This is a genomic window from Streptosporangium sp. NPDC002607 (assembly GCF_053592655.1).
Window position 1 is genome coordinate 14,071 of record NZ_JBSFWD010000022.1, and the last position, 19,397, is coordinate 33,467.

Sequence of the window (19,397 nt, forward strand, 5' to 3'; positions counted from 1 at the left end):
CCGCTACTTCTCGATCCCGGCGCCGACGGGCGGCTGCGCCGCCGGCTTGGCGTGGCGCAGCACCTCCTGGCGCAGCCTGTCGGTGATGGTGGAGGCCAGTTCGGCCACTTCACCGGAGTCGGTACGGCGCGGCCGCGACAGTGTCACCGGGAAGTCCTCGATCACCTTGCCGGGCCTGCTGCTCAGCAGGACGACCCGGTCGCCGAGCCGTACGGCCTCGCGCACGTTGTGGGTGACGAACAGGACGGACAGCTCCCGCTCCCGCCAGATCCGCTCCAGCTCGTCGTGGAGCAGGTCACGGGTCATCGCGTCGAGGGCGCCGAAGGGCTCGTCCATGAGGAGCACGTCGGCGTCCTGGGCGAGGGCCCTGGCGAGCGCGACCCGCTGGCGCATGCCACCGGACAGCTCGTGCGGGCGCTTGTCGCCGAAGCCACCGAGGTGGACGATCTCCAGGAACTCCATCGCCCGCGCGCGGCGCTCCTTCTTCGTGGTGTTCTTCCCCGAGCTCGTCACCCGGAGCGCCAGCTCGATGTTCCCCGAGACGGTGAGCCAGGGGAACAGGGCCGGCTCCTGGAACATCATCGCGATGCGGGCGTCCCTGGTGTCGATGTCTCCGGCGGTGGGGCGGTCCAGGCCGGCGACGAGGTTGAGCAACGTGCTCTTGCCGCAGCCGGACGCGCCCAGCAGGCAGACGAACTCGCCCCTGTCCACCGAGAGCGTGACCTGGTCCAGGGCCAGGAGCTCCCTGCCGTACACCTTGGAAACCGCGTCCAGCCGGACCGCGGGCTCGTGCCCGTCGGTCCGGCCGGGGCGCAGCTCCTGTATCGGAGCTGTCACTTCGCCTCCCTGACCAGCGGCTCGCCGGCCCGTGACCGGACGCGCCGCTTCGACTCTGCTGTTCTGTGCCGCCTGCTCGGGTCGATCACTTGTCGCTCACCGCGGGCTGGCTCTTGGCCGCCAGGACCTCGTTGAGGATGGTGAGGTCATAGATGCCGTTCAGGTCCACCGGGTCGAGCAGGCCGACCTTCTGGGCGTGGTCGGCGCTGCCGACGAGGGAGGACGCGATCGGGTCGTTGGTGAAGGTGATGTTGCCGAAGGCGCTGTCCAGGACCGCCGGCGCGACGGGCTTGCCGGTCAGCTCCTTCAGCTCCGCGTTGACCGCCTCCTTGGCGCCCGTCGGGTCCGACTGGATGAAGGCGTTGGACTCGACGTGCGCCTCGATCAGCTTCTTCACCAGGTCGGGGTGGTCCTTGAGGAACTGCTGCCGCACGATCAGGTGCGTGATCACGAACTGCTTGTTCGGCCAGAGGTCGGCCTCGGTGAGCAGGATCTTGCCCTTGCTCTCCTGGACCAGGCGGCTCGCGAAGGGCTCGGGCACCCAGGCGCCGTCGATGTCACCGGTGGCGAAGGTCTGCAGGGTCTGGGCGTTCTCCTGGGGGAGGATCGACACCTCGCCGCCGCCCTTGGTGTCGGTCTCGATTCCCTTCTCCTTGAGCCAGTAGCGCAGCGCGACATCCTGGGTGTTGCCGAGCTGAGGCGTGGCGATCTTCTTGCCCTTGAGGTCCTCGACGCCGTTGATCTCGGGCTTGACCACGAGGAACACGCCGCCGGACGCCGCGCCTGCGACAATCTTGATGGCTTCGCCCTTGGACTTCGACCAGGCGTTGATGGCCGGGTTCGGCCCGATGTAGGTCGCGTCGATGGCGTCGGAGAAGATCGCCTCGGTCGCGGCCGGTCCGGCGTTGAAGGTGGAGACCTTCAGCGTCGCGTCGCTGCCGAGTGCCTTGGCGAAGAAGCCCTTCTGCACCCCGACCAGGGCCGTGGAGTGCGTGATGTTCGGGAAGAAACCGAGACGGACCTCGGTCGTCGTCTTCGCCGTGTCGCCGCCGGAGGACCCCCCGCCTCCTCCGCAGGCCGCCGCGAGGGCTGTCACCGTGACCGCGGCCAGTGCCACTGCCATCCCCCGGAGCCTGCGAACCCTCATTGACTACTCCTTAATTCCTACTTAATAAGTCGGTTAAGTGCATAAAATGGCAAATGAGTCCCCCTGTCAAGCGGTGGTGACCGTATGGGTGTGAGTCGTTACCAGTTCGTGTTTCTCGGTGCGCCGCCGCCGACGGGACCGTACGGCCGGCCCGCGCACATCAAGCGGCAAAGAGCCGTGTCGACCCCTGGACTTGAGGGGTGAATGCCGCCGAGCCGACACCTTGGTACCCCGGCACGCGATAACTTCTTGGAACGCATCCCGCATGCGCCCGAGGAAGCCAACGGACAGGACCCAAGATGCGCGTTTCCGTGATCGGATGCGGTCACCTCGGTGCTCCGCACGCCGTCGCGATGGCCGAGATCGGCCACGAGGTGATCGGCGTCGAGTCGGATCCCGACAGGTGCGGAGCCCTGGGCAACGGCATCGCCCCCTTTTTCGAGGAGGGCTTCGAGGATCTCCTGGTCCGGCACACCTCCTCCGGCCGGCTCCGCTTCACCACCGACCTGGGGGAGGCCGCGGACTTCGCCGACCTGCACTTCATCACGGTCGGCACCCCGCTGCGCGAAGACGGCCATGGCTACGACATGACCCAGGTGATCGACGCGATGCGGTCGCTGGTCCCGCTGCTGAGCAGGCCGGCCACGATCGTCGGCAAGAGCACGGTGATGGTCGGCACCGTCGAACGGCTCCAGAAGATCATCGATGCTGACGCGCGGGTCTCCGGTGTGGAACTGGTCTGGAATCCGGAGTTCCTGCGCGAGGGTCATGCCGTGCGGGACTCCCTGTTCCCCGACCGGGTCGTGGTCGGCCTGACCTCCCGGCAGGCCCGCGAGGCGGTCGAGGAGGTGTACGCGCCGATCCTCGACCACGGGGTGGGGTTGATCCTCACGGACCCGCCCACGGCAGAGGTGATCAAGTCGGCCGCGAACGCGTTCCTGACCACCAAGATCTCGTTCATCAACGCGATAGCCGAGGTGTGCGAGTTCGTCGGAGCGGACGTGAACACGGTCGCCCACGCGATCGGCGTCGACAAGCGGATCGGGCACGACGGGATGCGGCCGGGCATCGGCTACGGCGGCGGGTGCCTGCCCAAGGACGTGGCGGCCTTCACGCACCGCGTCGGCGAGCTGGGCGCGCGGAACGCGCACGGATTCCTGACGGCCGTCGAATCGATCAACGCCGACCGGGTCCCGGCGGCGGTCAGGCTGATCGAGAAGGCGCACGGCGGTCCGATCGACGGCCGTACCATCGCGTTCCTCGGCGCGGCGTTCAAGGCCGGAACCAGCGACGTACGCGACTCGCCCGCCCTGCGCCTGGCCGAGAGGCTGGCCGAACGCGGCGCGACACCGGTCATCTACGACCCCGCGGCCATCGCCGCCACTCGCGAGCTGCACCCCGAATTCAGCTACGCCGACACCGCCGAGCAGGCCATCACGGACGCCGATCTCGTCGTGCTCGCCACCGAGTGGCCGGAGTTCACCGCCGACCCCAAGCTCCCCGCGGACACCGCCGACCTGGTACGTCACCGGGTGCTGGTGGACGTGCGCAACGCGGTCGAGCCGGGCCCGTGGCTCGCCGCCGGATGGGAGGTCTGGCAGCTCGGCCGCCGGCCCCAGCGTCCGTAGGCGCGGTGGTCGAGTCAACGACCCTCTCCTGAGGGAGGGGGCTTGAGGCGCGGTGATGCGCTTTGAAGCCCCGCGTTGACCAGCCCTGGCCGTCAGCTCAGGGAGGTGCGTTTTGATGGCCACGTTGAACACGAGATCGCAGACCCACCGGCGGGTGCTTCCTCAGCCTGCCGCTCTGGAATCCGTGGGAGCAGACACGCCCGAGGGTGGGCACGAAACGGCTCACGGACACCGCCGCCAGGCGGTATCTGGTGTTCAACCTGGGCGAGGGGAGATCGAGCGGACCGGCACCCGCTCTGCTCGGCGTCACCCCGAGGACGCTCACGTCCGTCACCTTCAACGCGCGGACGGCTACGGCTACACCACCCAGAAAGAAGCCGATCGACATGACCGACCGGTCAGAGCACGCCCGGGCCTTGACGGCACTCCCGCTCCCGATTCCTCCCCGGCCTGAAGGCCGGAGCATCCTCGGGAGGTTGCGGTGAAAGCGGACGTGGAAGGGCGGGAGGCGGCAGTGCCGGGCTGCCGGCGTCCCCGGATGGTGGTGGCCGACTCCCTCCACCATCCTCGTCGGGCCGGCTCCGGGCCTCGTGCTGACGCGTTCAGCCGGCGACGCTCAGGTAGCGGACGCGTACGGTGTTGCGGATGGCCTTTCCGTCCTGCTCGTCGGTGTACTCGGCGACCTTGACGTAGCCGTGGTCGTCGTAGATGCGTCCCAGCTCGGGGCTGCCCGCCCAGTGGTCCAGAGCCAGTGCGGGAGCGCTGTGCGCCCTGGCGAGACGCGCGGCTTCCTCCAGCAGGGCCGAACCGACGCCGCGGCCGCCGGGGCCGCGGTCGGTCATCACGGTGTGGATGAACATCGATCCGTCGGGCACCACGGCGGCGGGGATCCGTGGCGGAATCAGGGGCGCGGCGGCCAGCATCCCGACGCACCGGCCGTCCCGTTCGACCAGGGTGATGACGCCCTGGCGCGTCCAGTCGGAGACCCGGTCGGGAAAGCCCGGGATTCGGGAGAACGGTACCGTTCCCCATTGCTCCGGGCGGTCCTGGGCGATGAGCCATGCGTGGACGGAGTCCATCAGGGACAGCAGGGCCGGAACGTCGTCGGTCGTCGCCGACCGCGGCTGGACGGAAGGACGTGGCATCGGGGTCTCCCGGGGGGTTAGAGTTCACGCGACCCAATTAATTCAACTTTCTAAGGGTTAGATTGTCAAAGCAAAATAGGGTCCATGCCGTGACCATGGCCGTTCAGGAGCTCCAGGACGCCACCGATCTCATTGACGAGCTGGCGGCCCGGCGCCTCGGCGTCAACCGCACCGACCTGAGGTGCCTGAGCCGGTTGACCGCCCGCGGCCCGCTCACCGCAAGCGAGCTGGCGGCCGCCGCCGGTCTCACCGGAGGTGCCGCCACCACCGCGATCGACCGGCTGGAGCGGGCCGGCCTGGCCACGCGGATCCGCGACACGGCGGACCGGCGCCGGGTCCTGGTGAACCTGACCGAACAGGGGCAGAGAGCCGTGCAGGAGGTCTGGGGGCCGATCGTGACCGAGGCGCAGACCGAACTCCTCCGGTTCAGCACCGCCGAACTCGACACCATCGAGACGTTCCTGCGCCGGGCGCTGCACAACCAGGTCCGGCACGCCGACCGCCTGCGCCGGCCGGTCGAACCGCCGGACCGCGGGGTCATCGCGTGAGAATCGTCTTGCCGGTGATGGTGCGCTGTTTGCCGCCGCTGGATCGCTCGTAGGCGAACGGTGCTTCCGAACCCCGCCACATCACCACTGATGTGGCGGAAAGCGATCGCGTTCCTACTCGTCCAGTAGGTAGTCGGCTTGCTGACGGCAAGTCCGCCTTACCGAAAGACAGACAGCGTCTCGGTTTGTGACGCCTCGGCGCCGGGGATCCGCAACCCGGGGAATCTCGCCTGAGCTGTCACAGGCCGGAGGGCTGTCCTGTCTTAGCTGGCGACCGGATGGCGACGGACGCCCCGGCGGACAGGAAGGTTTGTCATGAAGATCGTGGTAATCGGCGGTACCGGTCTGATCGGGTCGAAGCTCGTGACGAAGCTCGGCGAGCACAGCCACGAGGCGGTGGCGGCAGCACCGAGCACCGGCGTCAACACCCTTACCGGCGAAGGGCTCGCCGAGGCCCTGACCGGCGCGCAGGTGGTGATCGACGTGTCGAACTCCCCGTCCTTCGAGGACACCGCGGTACTGAAGTTCTTCGAGACCTCCACCCGCAACCTGCTCGCCGCGGAGGCGGCGGCAGGCGTCGGCCACCACGTCGCGCTGTCGGTGGTGGGGACCGAGCGGCTGCCCGAGAGCGGCTACTTCCGGGCGAAGATCGCTCAGGAGAAGCTGATCGAGAACTCGTCGATCCCGTACTCGATCGTGCACGCGACGCAGTTCTTCGAGTTCGTCCGGAGCATCGCCGACGCGGCCACCGACGGCGGCACGGTCCGGATGGCACCCGTGCTCTTCCAGCCCATCGCGGGCGACGAGGTCGCCCAGGCGGTCGGCAGGATCTCGGTGGGGCCGCCGGTGAACGGGAGGGTTGAGGTCGCCGGGCCCGAGCGGTTCCGGATGGACGAGTTCTTCCGGGACGCCCTGGCCGCCCGGGACGATCCGCGTGAGGTGGTCACCGACCCGCACGCGCGCTACTTCGGAGCCGAGCTGGGCGAGGGGACCCTGGTGCCGGCCGGCGACGCGATTCTCGGCGAGACACGGTACGGCGACTGGCCGGGCCGGACCACGGCCGGGAGGTAGCGCCCCCCGCCGGGCATCGCGACGTCGTCGCGGTCGCCGAGGGTGCGGACCGTCAGCCGCCCCTGGCCGCTCCGCCGGATGAGATCTCCCGGGGTTGTCACAAACCACCCGCCTGTCCTGTCATAGCTGCTCGGCGAGCGGTTTGAAGGCGGCAGACGAGGGTCGCGGGTCCAGGATGGGTTCACCGGCAGAGTGCGGGACACGGGCGAGACAGGGGGATGACGGTGGCGGATACCGTGCCGGCGAACGAATCCGGTGGGCCGGAAGATCTTGAACAGGCCGCAGTGATCTTCGCGGGCCTGCGGCCGCGCCTGTTCGGGATCGCGTACCGGATGCTGGGCAGCGTCACCGAAGCCGGTGGAAGGTTGAACGATCCGGTCGCTCTCCCGAAGCCGTCCACGGACACCGACCACAACGGCGCCGCGTTCAAACCGATCCACACCGCTCAGGTCACGGTGAGCGGCGGCTCCGGCCGCCCTCTTGGGTGATCAGCCCGGTGTGCAGGGCCTCGTGCTCCCACAGGTGTCGCGGCTGGGTGTGCAACCGCCAGTAGTGCTCGGCGATGTCGTCCGGGTCGAAGTCGGTGCCCGGGGCGACGGGACCGCACACGGTGACGCTCGCCACGTGGACCCCGGAGGGACCGTAGGTCTGGTCCAGCAGCGTCACCAGGGTCCTGACCCCGGCCTTGCCGAGCGAGAGGCTGACGTACTGCGGCTTCGGCTCGGGCATGCCCCCGGTGATGAGGAACGATCCACTGCCGCGCCGCGCCATCACGGGCGCGACGTGGGCGGCGGCGGTGAGCGCGCCGATCACGTTGACCGCCCAGGCGTCCAGGTGGGCGCGGACCGACAGCTCGCCCGGCGCGTCGGTCTGGATGACGGCACTGCTGCTCGAACCGTCGAGTCCACCCGGTGAAGCGGCTGTGGCCGCAGCCGCCGATGAGATCCTGGCCGTCTTCCGCAATCTCCGGGGCGCCGTCCTGGATCTCATCGATCACAGCCAGCTCCACCGGCAGTGACCGGCCCGGCCTCGCCGGGCGCGATACCGGCGGCCAGAGGGCTTAGGTCATGTCGTACTCGTCGACGTCCAGGGCGGCGCCGGTGGCGGTCAGGAAGTCCAGTACGTCGCGGGTGAGGTGCCAGCCGAGCGGATTGGGCTCCTGGGGTGACTCCGGATGCATGGCGTCCGAAGGGGGACTTTCCTCGTGATCGTTGAGGTAGCGCACGACCTGCAGGACCGCGCCGCCATGTTCCTCGTCTTCGGCGCGAAGACGTTCGGCGAGTTCGGCGATGCGGTCGGCATGGGGCCGGAGCCGGTCCAGCACACGGGATATCCGCTCGTCGACGCGTAGACCGGGCTCACGGCATGTGATCTTCCACCTGTGGCTGATCGGTCTGACCGGCTCAGTGCGGCGGCTTCCCCGGACCGTGGTCTCGTCGGGCCCGATGCCCACGCGGAGGTGTGCTGGCTGAACAGTGCGAAGTAGACGTACTGGCGGACGCGCATGCCGCGACAGTACCGGCGCGACCAATCGCCGCATCTGAGCCTTCCCCACAGGGCGGACACCTCATCCGAGCCGATCGTGTGTCGGCCACCCGGTACTACCGGCCGGGTTCTCCTTCCGGCTGGTCTCGCCAGGTGGCCTCGGCGCACAGGACGCGGGCCGCCTCGTGTGGTTCGGCGTCCCTGACCAGGTACCAGTCGGCGCGCCCGTTGTATCGCTCCGGGCGGAGCACGGTCACGATGCCCGAGACGAAGATCTTGCGATTGTGCGGATCGCGGACGTGCACCTGCCGATCGACGGTGAGACTGCCGTCGAACGGCTGCCCGCCGATGATGTCGTCCTCCCACCGCCAGAGGCGACGGCTGATTCCGGGTGACAGGCTCTCCACCCCTCGCGCTTCGTAGGGCATGGCGAAAGTTCGTGAACCTTCCGGATTCAGCTCCTCGGCGATGCGCTCCTCGTCGCACAGTTCCCGCAGCCGTTCCTCCTGCTCGTGCGGCTCCCAGTCGGGGAAGCGGTGCGGAAGGAATCCCATGTGCGCCTGCCGCGCGTAGTACCGGTCGACGAGGGGATCGGCGAACCGGCCCGGACGGTCCTCGGGACGGGCGATGCTCTCCGGTGTGACCTCGGTTCCGTCCTCGATCTCGACGCCCCGCGCCCGCAGCCACTCGTGGATCGTCACGCCCTTCTCACGGAGCTGCTCCTCCATCGTGCTCAGCCACTCCTCGAAGGTCGGCCGGGAGGGATCGACCCGCATCGAGGCCCAGTCCTGGGCGGCCGACACGGGCACGGGCACCTGCCGGGGCTCGACCGGCGGAGGCCGCATCTCCGGCGGAAGCGGCAACGGGACGTACTCTTTCGGCATCGGCACCATGTACGGCGCGGCCGGCAGGTGCAGCAGCGGATCGAACGCGTCCCGGATCGGCCAGAAGCGCAGCAGCCACCGCTCCTCGGGGCCATCCGTGTCCTCATCCGGCTCGTCGTCCTTGGTGAGCGGCTCGAAGTGCATCATCAGGCCGTACTCGAAACACGGTGGCCCGATGAGGAAGTCGTGGCCACGACCGTCCATCATCAGGAGCAGGTGAACGACACCGCTGTCCGCCACGAAGGTCGTCTGGTCGACGGGCGTCCAGGGGCCTTCGGGGCTCGGCGGCTCACCGTCCCACGCCTCCATCCGGACACCCGCGACGAAGTGGTAGCCCTCCGGGCTGGTCCACTCCCCGATGTCGGTGCCCTCCAGAGCGAACGTCCCGTACTCCACGTAGACCTCGTCGTCGATGCTGCGGAGCATGCGCGCCATGTGCGTCCCTCGATAGATCAAATTCCGACCGGTCGCGGACAGCCTGCCGCAGGCGTCCGACAAAACCGCGGCCGAGCAACGCATGCCGTCCAGGCGGCTCCAGGACCACGCTGCGGTGCGTGTCACGTGCCGCATGTGCTCGACCGGAGCCGTGGGGTGGCGTCAGTCCTGACGTGATGTTTCGGGGGCGACGAGTTCGACCTCGAACCCGTCGGCGTCCTCCAGGTAGGCGGCGTAGTGCCGCTCGCCACCGGCATGGGGATGACGTTCCGGGAACAGCAGGGTCCAGCCGTGCCGCGGTGCCCGCTCGGCCAGGGCGTCGACCATGGCCCGGCTCTCGACGTGGAAGGCGAGATGGTTCAGGCCGGGGCGGCGCCGGTCGTGTTCGTCCGCGCTGAGAGCGGGCGACTGCTCAAGGACCAGATAGGTGGAGCCGAGCCGCCAGCTCCGCCCGTCGGCCCAGTTCTGGAAGAGGGTGTAGCCCAGCTCGCCCAGCAGCCACCCCCAGCCGGCGACGGCCCGTGGCAGGTCTGGCACCCAGAGCTCGACATGGTGCAGCATGCCGGTGGTCACCTTGCTCATCCCGTGATCCCTTCTGTAGGTCCGAGCATGACCGCCCAGCCACTCCGATGTGGATCCAGAGGTTATTTCGTAGAGCGCCCGGAAGGGCTGTGTCCGATGCCGGTCAGCAGGTGCGGCGGTAGGGAATCTCCGGAATGTGGGTCCTCCAGTCCGCCTCGGAGAGCGGGCCGAAGAGGGCGCAGAGGGCGCTCTTGACCTTGTCGGGAGCGATGAGGTGGGTGCGGAGGCGGCCGGCGTCGTCAACGGCCGCCAGAACCGCGCCGTCGGCCGAGAAGGCCATGGTCGTGATCTTGTCTGGGCCGACCTTGTCCTTCGGCGTCAGGAAACCGGCGAGCGGAAGGCCCAGGGCGCGTCTGTTCGGAACGTCCCACAAGCGGACCCGGCCCGTGGTGTCGGCCAGCGCGAGCACTTTCCCGTCGGGAGCGAAGGCGACGGCGTTGCCCAGCTCCGCGCCGGGGAGCACGTCGTATTTGTGCCGGAGGGTCTGCGCGTCCCAGAATCCGATCTTGTCCTTGTCGAACACGACGACGAGCCCGTCCCGGCTGCGGGCCTTGGCGGGGCTCATTTCGAGGTTGGGGGCGAGGACTCGCTTGCCGGTGGCGACGTCGAGGACACCCTGGTCCGGTCCGGAAAGCACGGTCCGTCCGTCGGGGCTGAAGAGGACACGCAGGTCGCCGGCGATGCCCTGGCCGGGCTCCGTCCGGACTCCGGCGGACTTGACCCGCAGGCCTCCCGAGGCCACGTCCCACAGTTCGAACGAGGTCGAGCTGATGGTAGGGCTGGTGAGCACCGCGAGCGTCCTGCCGTCAGGTGAGAACCTGAGAGGCACCCGGTCACTGATCGCGTGCCCGGTCTGCAGGGTGATCTTCCTGGTCGCCGAGGCGACGTCCCAGATCTCGACCTTCCCGCTGCTGCGGAAGCTGCTCGCCAGGAGCTTTCCGTCTCTCGACAACGCGAACAGCGATTCGCTGGTGCCCCCGACACCGTTGAGCGGCAGCGCTCCCCGTCTGACCCGCCTGACCGGATCCCAGATCTCCAGGTCGCGGCGGGACTCGACGGCGAGAGTCGAGCCGTCCTCGCTGAGGACCGCAGTGGAGCCGACGAAGGCGTCGGTGAGCTTGACCGAGTCCGTGATGGGACTGAGGGACAGGACGGTGACGGTGCTCGTGGAGTAATCCGCGCAGCGCAGGGTGCGGTCTCCCGGGCCGAAGGCCGGGTTGGCACAGCCGCCGGAGTACCTGAAGACGGGCTCGTCGCGTTCGCCCACGATATCCCATGACTGGTCGTGGACACCCTCGGTGCCCCAGACGGTGCCGCCGACCGCGACGAACCTGCCGTCGGCGCTGAAGGCGATCCCGATGTTGTCGTCGTTCTTCTGAAGCTGCCGCCAGCTCACGTCCTCCTTGTCCAGGCGGATGATCCACACTCGGTCGCCCTTGATTACGCCGAGGCGTCTGCCGTCCGGGCTGACCTCCAGGCCGCTGATTCTCTCGGAGTCCTTACCGAACCGGGGCAGGGGCGTCTTCGTGCCCTTGCCGATGTCCCAGTACTCGAACTCTCCTTCCCGGAGGCTGACCAGAGACCGCCCGTCCGGTGTGAAGGTCGCGCCCCGGAGCTGGTACGGGATTTTGAGAACGGGCTTGCCCGATTCGACGTCCCAGACGACCGCCTGCGTCGCCGCCAAGCTCAGCAGACGGGTGCCCGTGGGATCGAGCGCCGCGTACGGCTCGGGAATGCGGATCGTCACCGGCCGCGGCCGGCCGGTCGCCGTGTCCCAGATGCCGACGGCGCCGTCCTTCCTGACCAGCGACATGGTCTTGCCGTCCGGCGTGAGGGACAGGACGTGACCGAGAGCGCCGTCGTCGACCGGTTCTCCGGTCAGAGTGATCGTCCGTACCACCCGGCGCGAGTCGACATCGGCGAGCTTCACCTCGTGGCCGTGCACGTACGCCATCAGACGGCGGGTGTTGTCTCCGGTTGTCCGCCAGCGGCCGTCCACACCGGGCGGCCGGTAGGTGTACTGCTCCGGCTGGCTGTAGAGCGTGGCCAGCGCGTTCTGGGCCGCCTGACCGTCGGGCGCCAAGGTCGCGGCGACGACGGCGAGTTGCTTGGCGACGGCGGGATCGACGCGCCGCATCGTGGTGGCGAGGTTGGCGACCCGGCCGCCGATGGCCGTATCCCGCTGCCCGGAGATGATCTCGTTCGTGGCCGCCAGCTCGATGCCCTGGACGATCGCGGTGGCCGCCGTCGCGGTGGACGCGACGAGCAGGACCGCAAGGGCGGCGCTCAGCAGCGTACGGTAGCGCCGCCTGCGCTGGGCGGCGCGTACCGAGTGGTCGAGGAACGAGCGTTCGGCCAGGTTGAGGGTGAGGTGCCGGCGACCGGCCACAACAAGGGCGAGTGCCTCGTCGAGCGAGCTGCCCCACAGCAGGTCACCACTTTTGCGGCCACGGCTCTGCCAGCGCCGCGTGGCGTCGGTGAGCTCGTGGTGGGCGTCGAGGACCTCGTGTTCGTCGGCGATCCAGTCGCGCAGCCGAGGCCAGGCCCGCACCAGCGCCGGGGTGGTGAGCGTGAAGAAGGCGCCGTCGCGGACCACCAGCCCCGCCTCGCTCAGCTGGTCGAGGGTGTGCCAGACGGCCTGCTTGGCCGTCTCGATGTCCAGGCACTCGGTGGCGGCGACCTTGCGCAGCGTGTGCCTGGCGTCCGGCTTCACGGCGATCATCCGCAGCAGGATGCGCGGCACGGTGGCCTGCTCGTGCGGTGCGAGCCCGGCATAGACCTGCTCGGCCACCTGCGCCAGCGACGGGGGGAGCGCCGTGCTGGAAAGAGCTCCGGCGACCGCGGTGGCCTCCTCCAGCACACCCTGGCCGCCGATCAGGCCTTCCAGCAGTTCCCGAGGTGCGGGGCGCCGGGCCGGGTCGTGCGACAGTGCCCGCGCCACCAGGGACCGCAGCGGCTCCTGCAGCACATCGAGCTCGGGCCGGTGATGAAGGACCTGGTGGATCAGCGCGGGCATGCCGTCACCGTCGAAGGGCGACTTGCCCGTGGCGGCGAACAGGACGACGGCACCCCACGCCCAGATGTCGACGGCCGGTGAGGCACGGTGGCCGCGGAACAGCTCGGGAGCCATCCATCGCGGGGTGCCTTTCAGCTGCCCGGTCGCGCTCTGGGACATCTCCTCGGTACGCGCGATGCCGAAGTCGATGACCCGGGGACCGTCCGGGCCGATCAGGACGTTCGCCGGCTTCAGATCCCGGTGCATCACGCCGGCCTGGTGGATGGACGACAGCGCGGTGGCGATGCCGACCGCGAGACGGTGCAGGTCGTCTGGGCGGTAGGGGCCCTCCTTGTCCACGCGGTTCTGCAGATCGGGCCCGGGGACGTACTCGCTGACCAGGTACGGGGGAACGTGGTCGAGGTTGGCCTCGATGATCCGCGCGGTGCAGAAGGGGGCCACCCGGCTGAGCGCCGCGACCTCCTTGCGCAGCTGGTCGCGGTAGGCATCGGTGATGAAGTCCTCGCGCAGTGCCTTGACCGCCACCCGGTCGCCCAGGCTGTCGTAGGCCTCGTAGACCACGCCCTGGCCTCCCGCGCCGAGCCGTCGGGCCAGCCAGTAGGGACCGAGTTGCCGGGGATCACTGGGTAACAGCGGCACCACCATGGGCATCAGATATACAAGATTGTTTGTTCGTGACGCCATCTCCAATTCGCCTCCGTTATAGAGGTGCGGCATTGGCGGGGGCCAATGATCAAGTGATCCACATTCCTCGGTGACTGTCCGATGGCGGTCATTGTTCGTGGCAGGCCGGCGCTATGAAGAAGGCGGATATCCGCGTCCACGCGGTTCTGCGGATCAGGCCCGGGGACGTACTCGCTGACCAGGTAAGGGGGAACGTGGTCGAGGTCGGCCGCACCTCGGGGGGAATGCCCGCCGAGGGGCGGACCGCCCAATGTAGGCAGTTCGTCGACGAGTTCACCGGTAAATGCCGGCCCACCCGTGCGCCCAGTGTCGTCGGCTCTCTTCAAACCACTCAACTCGCGGTTCAGGCTCGTCCGGGCTTGGCTCATGTCGTACTCGTCGACGTCCGGGGCGGCGCCGGTGGCGGTCAGCAAGTCCAGTACGTCGCGGGTGAGGTGCATCGTCATGCCGTACTCGAAACACGGCGGCCCGATGAGGAAATCGTGGCCACGACAGTCCATGGGTTTCGAGCCTTTTTCATGCTGCGATCCGTAATTATCACGGAGGCGAACGGCTTCGCGGACGAGGTATCGGTCTATGTCAACCCATATGGTGCCAGGTGCGATGAACCACGTTCGGAGCAGCTCGCGTACCTTCTCGGAACGTTCCCGGCGTAGGCGTGCGTTGCACTTAGCGCTTCATGGCCCGGCTGAGCGTCAGTGTTGGCCCGCAGGACATCGTCGGACTGGCCGAACAGCTCAGCTGAAGGCTGCCGCAAAGAACCATCCGGGCACTCGCGCCCGGGAGGTGCGCCGGATCGCCGGTCGGGTACGCACCCGTGAGTCCACCACCACCCCTGACGACCAGGTATCCCGTGCCACTCGAACTTCGATGGACAGGACATTGGTGCGGGCGGGCGGTTATGACGGCTGAAATGGCCCCACTCTGACGGCTTGGGACGCGTCGGCGCACCAACCAGCCCAGCATCGACATTCACGGCATGGCCGTATCTGTCGAACAGGAGTCAAGTCCATCGGTCAAATTGGGTCTTCTCAGCCGCCCGGCTGGCGGGTTATCAAGAGCCTGAGCCCCGCTCACGACCACCACTCCGATGTGGATGAAGGATGACATGCGCCGGCTATGGGCAGTGATCGTACGAACGCTCTGCATCGCGGCCCTGGCCGCGACCGGGCTCGCCGCGGCCGCCACGGACGCCGCGGCGGCCGAGCCTCCCCGCTGGGGGTTCGCCGTCGTCAGGAGTGGCGCCGTCGTGGACTCCATGCGCCAGGCGGGCTCGTGGCCGGACGGGCTCAAGGTCGAGGCCACCCCGGGCGGCCCCGGCCAGGTGTTCGTGAAGTTCCCGCAGATCGGCATGGCCGCCGGGGGAGTCGCCCACGTCACGGCGATCTCCCAGTCCGCCGACTGGTGCCAGGTCCAGGGCTGGTGGCAGTCGGGCGCCGACGAGATCGTGGCGGTGCAGTGCCACCGGTACGGTGTGGGGCCGATCACCTCGTGGTTCTCCGTCACCTTCGGGTACAGCGCCCAGTACCTGCCCGCGCCCCAGGCGTTCGGGTACGTGCACTGGGACGGCTCCGCCGTGGCCGCGCGGTTCAACTCCTCGGCGCCGACCGCGGTGAACACCGCCGAGCCGTTGACGGCCCCGGGAACGTGGCGGGTCACCCTGCCGGGGCTCGGCTCGGCGGGCCACGCCGGGAACATCCAGGTCACCGCGGTCGACTCGGCCGTACCGGCACGCTGCAAGCTGGGCGGATGGACCGCGACGACGGCCGCGCAGAGCATCATCGTGCGCTGCTACGACGCCACCGGCACATCGCTGAACACCGGATGGAGCCTGACCTACCACCGCGAGCGGGCCATCACCTGGACACCCCAGTCGTACCGCTTCGCCTACACCTTCGACAACGCCCCCGACACCCCGGGCGTCTACGTGCCGACGCCGTACCCGGTCAGCTACAACTCGCAGTCCGGGGGCGTGCAGCTCAGCAGGTCCGCGGTCGCCAGGAAGCAGGTGATCTTCGGCAACACCGGATACCGGGACAACGTCCAGGTCACCGCGTTCGGCTACGGCTCGGAGTTCTGCAACCTGCTCGCCCCCTGGGAGTCGTACCCGGCGTACGTGAGCATCCGGTACGTCACCTGCTACAACGGCGCCGTCCAGGTCGACCACCCGGCGATGATCACGTACGTGGCCCGCTAGTGCGGTGTCCGTTGGCGTGCACCGTGTTTCCGGTGGGTGTTTGAGTACTCGCACCCGCTCATCGATCAGGGGCGCGGTGATTCCGGCAAGTGTCGCTCTGTCGTGGAGGATTCGGATGGGCGGCCGATCTGCCGCCGTTCCGCATCAAGATCCGGGACGCTGCGGGGATCACCGGCCTGGAGGGGTCCAGACCTGCCGTCGAAACCGATCAAGGTCTTGGCCTGCCACCGCCATGGCCGGGCACCTGGGACGACCTGAATACTTTGCCTTTGCGCTAAGTGTTTCGGCGGGCAATACTTAGCCGCATGGCACAGTATTCGGCCGAGCTCGACGGCGTGTTCGTCGCCCTCGCCGACCCGACGCGGCGCGGCGTCATCCGACGCCTTGGCCGCGGCCCGACGAGTGTGGGCGATCTCGCCCGCGAGTTCCCGATGACCCTTCCCTCCTTTATGAAGCACGTGCGGACGCTCGAGGAGAACGGCCTGATCCGCACGGTCAAGCTCGGCCGGGTGCGCACCTGCGTGCTCAACCGCGACCGTCTCGCTCTCGTCGACGGCTGGCTCGCGGAGCAGCGCCAGATCTGGGAAGAGCGCACCGACCGGCTCGAACGCCTCGTCACCGATCCGATGGAGGAACAACCATGAACCCCGATCTTGACCTGACCCTGCAGCGGGTCATCCGCGCCCCCCGCGCCGCCGTGTGGAGCGCGTGGACCGATCCCTCCCGCTTTGAGAAGTGGTGGGTCCCGGCGCCGACCGTGTGCCGCGTCGACCGCCTCGACGTCCGGCCCGGCGGCGCGCTCGTGACGCGACTGAGCGACGACGGGGTGGACTTCGTCCCGCACATCAACGCGAGCTTCCTCGTCGTCGACGAGCTCGAACGGATTGTGTTCACGAACGCGATCGACAGCGCCTGGCGCCCCGCGAATCCCGAGCCGGTGCCCATGACAGCCGAGATCACGCTGAGCGATCATCCGGACGGCACGGACTACCGGATCATCGTCCGGCACGGCGATCCGGCCGCCCGCGCCCGCCACGAGGAACTCGGCTTCTTCGAAGGCTATGGCTCGGTCACCAAGCAACTCGCCGTGGTCGCGGAGAGCCAGGCCGCGCGGTGAAGATCGCTCTCACGGAGTTCGTCACCCTCGACGGGGTCAGCCAGGGCCCCGGCTCGCCGACCGAGGATACGAGCGACGGCTTCACCCGGGGCGGCTGGCTCGTGCCCCACCTGGACGAACTCTTCGTCCGGCGTACCTCCGACTGGCTGGACCTCGCCGACGGTCTGCTGCTCGGGCGGCGAACCTACGAAGCGTTCGCCCGGGACTGGCCGCAGATCACCGACCCGGACGACCCGTACACCGAGCGGATGAACTCACTACCGAAGTACGTGGTGACCAACACCCGCACCGAAGGGAGTTGGCATCCGACGACCGTGCTCCGTGGTGACCCGATCCAGACCGTCGGGGAACTCAAGGCGCGGCCAGGACGGGAACTCCAGATCCACGGGAGTGCGCGACTCGGCAACGCCCTGTTGGCGGCGGGCCTCGTCGACACGCTCCGGCTTGTCGTCGCCCCGGTCGTGACCGGTTCCGGGCGGCGGCTGCTCGACCACCCGAGCGGACCCGTCGGCCTTCAACTCGTCCGCCACGAGGTGACGGCGAACGGCCTGCTGCTGCTCCAGTACGAGACTGTCGGTGCTGCCCCGGTAGCGGAATACGAGGGCGTCACGGCCTTTGTCTAGTGCGGTGACCAGGACCGGATACGTTCACCGGGTTTGATCACGCCGCATTCTCGCACCTACAACACCCCATAACTCGCCCTCGGGCGCCGGAGTGGGCGGGGTGGTGCGGCCACTGTCTGAACACGGACATATCCGACGCCGCCTCCCGGTCACCTGGGACGCGTGACCGGGAGGCGGTGACGGGTCCGAACCGGACCGGTCGCCGAGAGGTGAGGTAGGGCGGCGGCGACCGGACACCGGAGCCGCGGACGCTGTCAGCCGGTGGGGCGCAGGTCGGCGGCGTCCGGGTCGGGGACGGGCTGGGACGCGGCCGCGGCGACCCGGGCACGCGGACCGGGGAGCCTGAGGGCGGCCAGGACGGCCGTCAGCATGACGGCGCCCAGGACGTAGACGGCGGCGCGCATTCCCTCGGCGGAGGCGGCGCGCAGGGCCTGCCCGGACAGCCCTTCAATGTCGTGGTTGGCGACAGCCACAAGAACCGCCAGACCCGCGGCGGTTCCCACTTGCAGCGCGGTGGAGGCCACCCCGGAGGCCAGGCCCTGTTCGTCCGCCGAGACGCCGGTGCCGGCGGCGATCCACATGGCCTCGTAGGTGATGCCCATGCCCAGACCGATGACGACGACCCCGGCCAGGACGGTGAGGACGGATCCGTCCGCGTGCATGCCGGGGGCGAGGAACGCAGCGCCCACGGCGTTGACGACGATGCCGGTGATCAGCGCGCTCCGGGTGCCGAAGCGGTGGATCAGCCTCTCGCTGAGGAAGTTTCCTGCCGTGATCGACAGGGTCGGGCCAAGGAACGCCAGCCCGGTCTCCAGGGCGCTGAAGCCAAGGACGTCCTGGAAGTACAGGGTCAGGAAGTACGGCACGGCCTGCATCGTCAGCCCGAAGACGAGAATGACCACGACCGCTCCGCTGAGCGCGCGGTTGTGGAACAGTCGCAGCGGCATCAGCGGTGTCCGACCCCGGGCCTGGACGCGCAGGAACGTGGCCAGCAGGACCGCCGCGAGAACGGCCGCGGCGATCACCTCGGCCCGTGCCCAGCCGACCTCGGAACCGTGCGCGACCGCGAAGATCAACAGCGTGATGCCCGCGGTACCGGTCAGGGTTCCGAGCACGTCGACGCTTCCTCTGCTGACGCGGCCGTCGGGGGGCAGCAGGGCGAAGGCGGCGACGGCACCCGCGACGGCCAGCGGGACGTTGACGTAGAACACGGCCTGCCAGCCCAGGGCCTGGGTGAGCACCCCGCCGGCCAGCGCGCCCGCGGTGAGCCCGCCGGCGCCCGCCATGGCCCAGACCGTCAGCGCACGGTTGCGCTCCCTGCCCTCGGCGAAGGCGGTGTTGACCAGGGCCAGCACCGCGGGGAACAGCACCGCGCCGGCGAGGCCCTGCAAGGCGCGCGCGGCGAGCAGCACCGCCGGCGCCGTGGCCAGGCCGCCCAGCACGGAGGCCACGCCGTACAGCGCCATGCCGAGCACGAACATCCGCCGGCGTCCCATCAGGTCGGACAGCCGACCGCCGAACAGCAGGAAGCCTCCGTAGAGGACGACGTACGCGGTGACCACCCATTGCAGGGTGTGCGGTGTGAAACCGACATCGGCGGCGATGTCGGGTAGGGCGACATAGATGATGGTGAAGTCGAGGCTGATGATCAGATGCCCGAGCGCGAGCAGCGCGAGGCTCCATCCCGGCCGTCGGCTGCGGGCCGGGGACTGAGTTGTGGACATGGGTGTGCCTTTCGTCCGTGTGTGGTTCGGTGGCCTGTCATGGCTGCACCGGGACCGGCGGACATTTGTTGGCACACCCCTTGAGGGCGCTGGGGTGGGCGGCGCCCGGGCTCGGTCCGTCCGGTCCGGTCATCGCCCCTCCCCTCCCTGCGTGCTCTGCGCTGTCTTCGGTACGAATATGCCGCTCGCCGCGGGCCACGACATCGGACGCCCGGTCAGCATGGCCCGGGACCTTGGACCTAGGACCAGCGGAGGTCTCCGCGGCGAGATCGAC

The 19,397-nt window shown here is 69.0% G+C and carries 18 protein-coding genes; 8 read left to right on the top strand and 10 right to left on the bottom strand.

Features of this window, described 5'->3' with window-relative positions; genetic code table 11:
• Window positions 1-3: 3 nt before the first annotated feature.
• Complete coding sequence (locus ACWD3H_RS24210; RefSeq protein WP_451956562.1) at window positions 4-837, bottom strand: ABC transporter ATP-binding protein; 834 nt, start codon at window positions 835-837, stop codon at window positions 4-6.
• Between the two features lie 85 nt (window positions 838-922).
• Entirely contained in the window at window positions 923-1,984 is a 1,062-nt protein-coding gene (locus ACWD3H_RS24215) for an ABC transporter substrate-binding protein (RefSeq protein WP_350915843.1), read from the bottom strand.
• 299 nt (window positions 1,985-2,283) lie between these two features.
• Between ACWD3H_RS24215 and ACWD3H_RS24220 the strand changes: the two genes are divergently transcribed.
• Window positions 2,284-3,612, top strand: a complete 1,329-nt coding sequence (locus ACWD3H_RS24220; RefSeq protein ID WP_451956563.1) for a UDP-glucose dehydrogenase family protein — start codon at window positions 2,284-2,286, stop codon at window positions 3,610-3,612.
• 602 nt (window positions 3,613-4,214) lie between these two features.
• On the opposite strand, the gene ACWD3H_RS24225 is transcribed toward ACWD3H_RS24220, so the two are convergent.
• Window positions 4,215-4,757 (bottom strand): N-acetyltransferase family protein, encoded by a 543-nt coding sequence (locus ACWD3H_RS24225; RefSeq protein WP_451956564.1) that lies wholly within the window; start codon window positions 4,755-4,757, stop codon window positions 4,215-4,217.
• A gap of 95 nt (window positions 4,758-4,852) precedes the next feature.
• Here ACWD3H_RS24225 and ACWD3H_RS24230 point away from each other — a divergent pair, with 95 nt between their 5' ends.
• The 3 genes from ACWD3H_RS24230 to ACWD3H_RS24240 all read left to right on the top strand — a co-directional run bounded on the left by ACWD3H_RS24230 (window position 4,853) and on the right by ACWD3H_RS24240 (window position 6,864).
• Window positions 4,853-5,305 carry a MarR family winged helix-turn-helix transcriptional regulator gene (locus ACWD3H_RS24230; RefSeq protein ID WP_451956662.1) on the top strand — a complete coding sequence of 151 codons (453 nt, stop codon included), beginning with the start codon at window positions 4,853-4,855 and terminating at the stop codon, window positions 5,303-5,305.
• Between the two features lie 315 nt (window positions 5,306-5,620).
• Window positions 5,621-6,376, top strand: coding sequence for an SDR family oxidoreductase (locus ACWD3H_RS24235; protein ID WP_451956565.1), 756 nt, complete (start codon window positions 5,621-5,623; stop codon window positions 6,374-6,376).
• 224 nt (window positions 6,377-6,600) lie between these two features.
• Window positions 6,601-6,864, top strand: coding sequence for a hypothetical protein (locus ACWD3H_RS24240; RefSeq protein WP_451956566.1), 264 nt, complete (start codon window positions 6,601-6,603; stop codon window positions 6,862-6,864).
• Here ACWD3H_RS24240 and ACWD3H_RS24245 read toward each other — a convergent pair.
• From ACWD3H_RS24245 to ACWD3H_RS24270, 6 genes are all read right to left on the bottom strand, one after another.
• Window positions 6,827-7,366 (bottom strand): SDR family oxidoreductase, encoded by a 540-nt coding sequence (locus ACWD3H_RS24245; RefSeq protein ID WP_451956567.1) that lies wholly within the window; start codon window positions 7,364-7,366, stop codon window positions 6,827-6,829. The genes ACWD3H_RS24240 and ACWD3H_RS24245 overlap by 38 nt on opposite strands.
• 70 nt (window positions 7,367-7,436) lie before the next feature.
• Window positions 7,437-7,916 (bottom strand): DUF4279 domain-containing protein, encoded by a 480-nt coding sequence (locus tag ACWD3H_RS24250; protein ID WP_451956568.1) that lies wholly within the window; start codon window positions 7,914-7,916, stop codon window positions 7,437-7,439.
• A gap of 61 nt (window positions 7,917-7,977) precedes the next feature.
• Window positions 7,978-9,180: a hypothetical protein gene (locus tag ACWD3H_RS24255; RefSeq protein ID WP_451956569.1), complete on the bottom strand. Its 1,203-nt coding sequence runs from the start codon at window positions 9,178-9,180 to the stop codon at window positions 7,978-7,980.
• A gap of 162 nt (window positions 9,181-9,342) precedes the next feature.
• Window positions 9,343-9,762 (bottom strand): VOC family protein, encoded by a 420-nt coding sequence (locus ACWD3H_RS24260; protein WP_451956570.1) that lies wholly within the window; start codon window positions 9,760-9,762, stop codon window positions 9,343-9,345.
• A 103-nt stretch (window positions 9,763-9,865) separates the two neighbouring features.
• Window positions 9,866-13,429 carry a protein kinase domain-containing protein gene (locus ACWD3H_RS24265; RefSeq protein WP_451956571.1) on the bottom strand — a complete coding sequence of 1,188 codons (3,564 nt, stop codon included), beginning with the start codon at window positions 13,427-13,429 and terminating at the stop codon, window positions 9,866-9,868.
• Window positions 13,429-13,908: a hypothetical protein gene (locus ACWD3H_RS24270; RefSeq protein WP_451956572.1), complete on the bottom strand. Its 480-nt coding sequence runs from the start codon at window positions 13,906-13,908 to the stop codon at window positions 13,429-13,431. The genes ACWD3H_RS24265 and ACWD3H_RS24270 overlap by 1 nt, the downstream gene beginning before the upstream one ends.
• A 680-nt stretch (window positions 13,909-14,588) precedes the next feature.
• Here ACWD3H_RS24270 and ACWD3H_RS24275 point away from each other — a divergent pair.
• The 4 genes from ACWD3H_RS24275 (at window position 14,589) to ACWD3H_RS24290 (ending at window position 17,399) form a co-directional block, all read left to right on the top strand.
• Window positions 14,589-15,659 (top strand): hypothetical protein, encoded by a 1,071-nt coding sequence (locus ACWD3H_RS24275; RefSeq protein ID WP_451956573.1) that lies wholly within the window; start codon window positions 14,589-14,591, stop codon window positions 15,657-15,659.
• A 305-nt stretch (window positions 15,660-15,964) separates the two neighbouring features.
• The gene (locus tag ACWD3H_RS24280) at window positions 15,965-16,303 is read left to right on the top strand and encodes an ArsR/SmtB family transcription factor (RefSeq protein WP_355550370.1); all 339 of its coding nucleotides are present in this window, start codon (window positions 15,965-15,967) and stop codon (window positions 16,301-16,303) included.
• The gene (locus tag ACWD3H_RS24285; RefSeq protein WP_451956574.1) at window positions 16,300-16,776 is read left to right on the top strand and encodes an SRPBCC domain-containing protein; all 477 of its coding nucleotides are present in this window, start codon (window positions 16,300-16,302) and stop codon (window positions 16,774-16,776) included. Before ACWD3H_RS24280 ends, ACWD3H_RS24285 begins: the two co-directional genes overlap by 4 nt.
• Entirely contained in the window at window positions 16,773-17,399 is a 627-nt protein-coding gene (locus tag ACWD3H_RS24290) for a dihydrofolate reductase family protein (RefSeq protein WP_451956575.1), read from the top strand. Before ACWD3H_RS24285 ends, ACWD3H_RS24290 begins: the two co-directional genes overlap by 4 nt.
• A gap of 254 nt (window positions 17,400-17,653) precedes the next feature.
• On the opposite strand, the gene ACWD3H_RS24295 is transcribed toward ACWD3H_RS24290, so the two are convergent.
• Entirely contained in the window at window positions 17,654-19,123 is a 1,470-nt protein-coding gene (locus ACWD3H_RS24295; RefSeq protein ID WP_451956576.1) for an MFS transporter, read from the bottom strand.
• Window positions 19,124-19,397 lie beyond the last annotated feature (274 nt).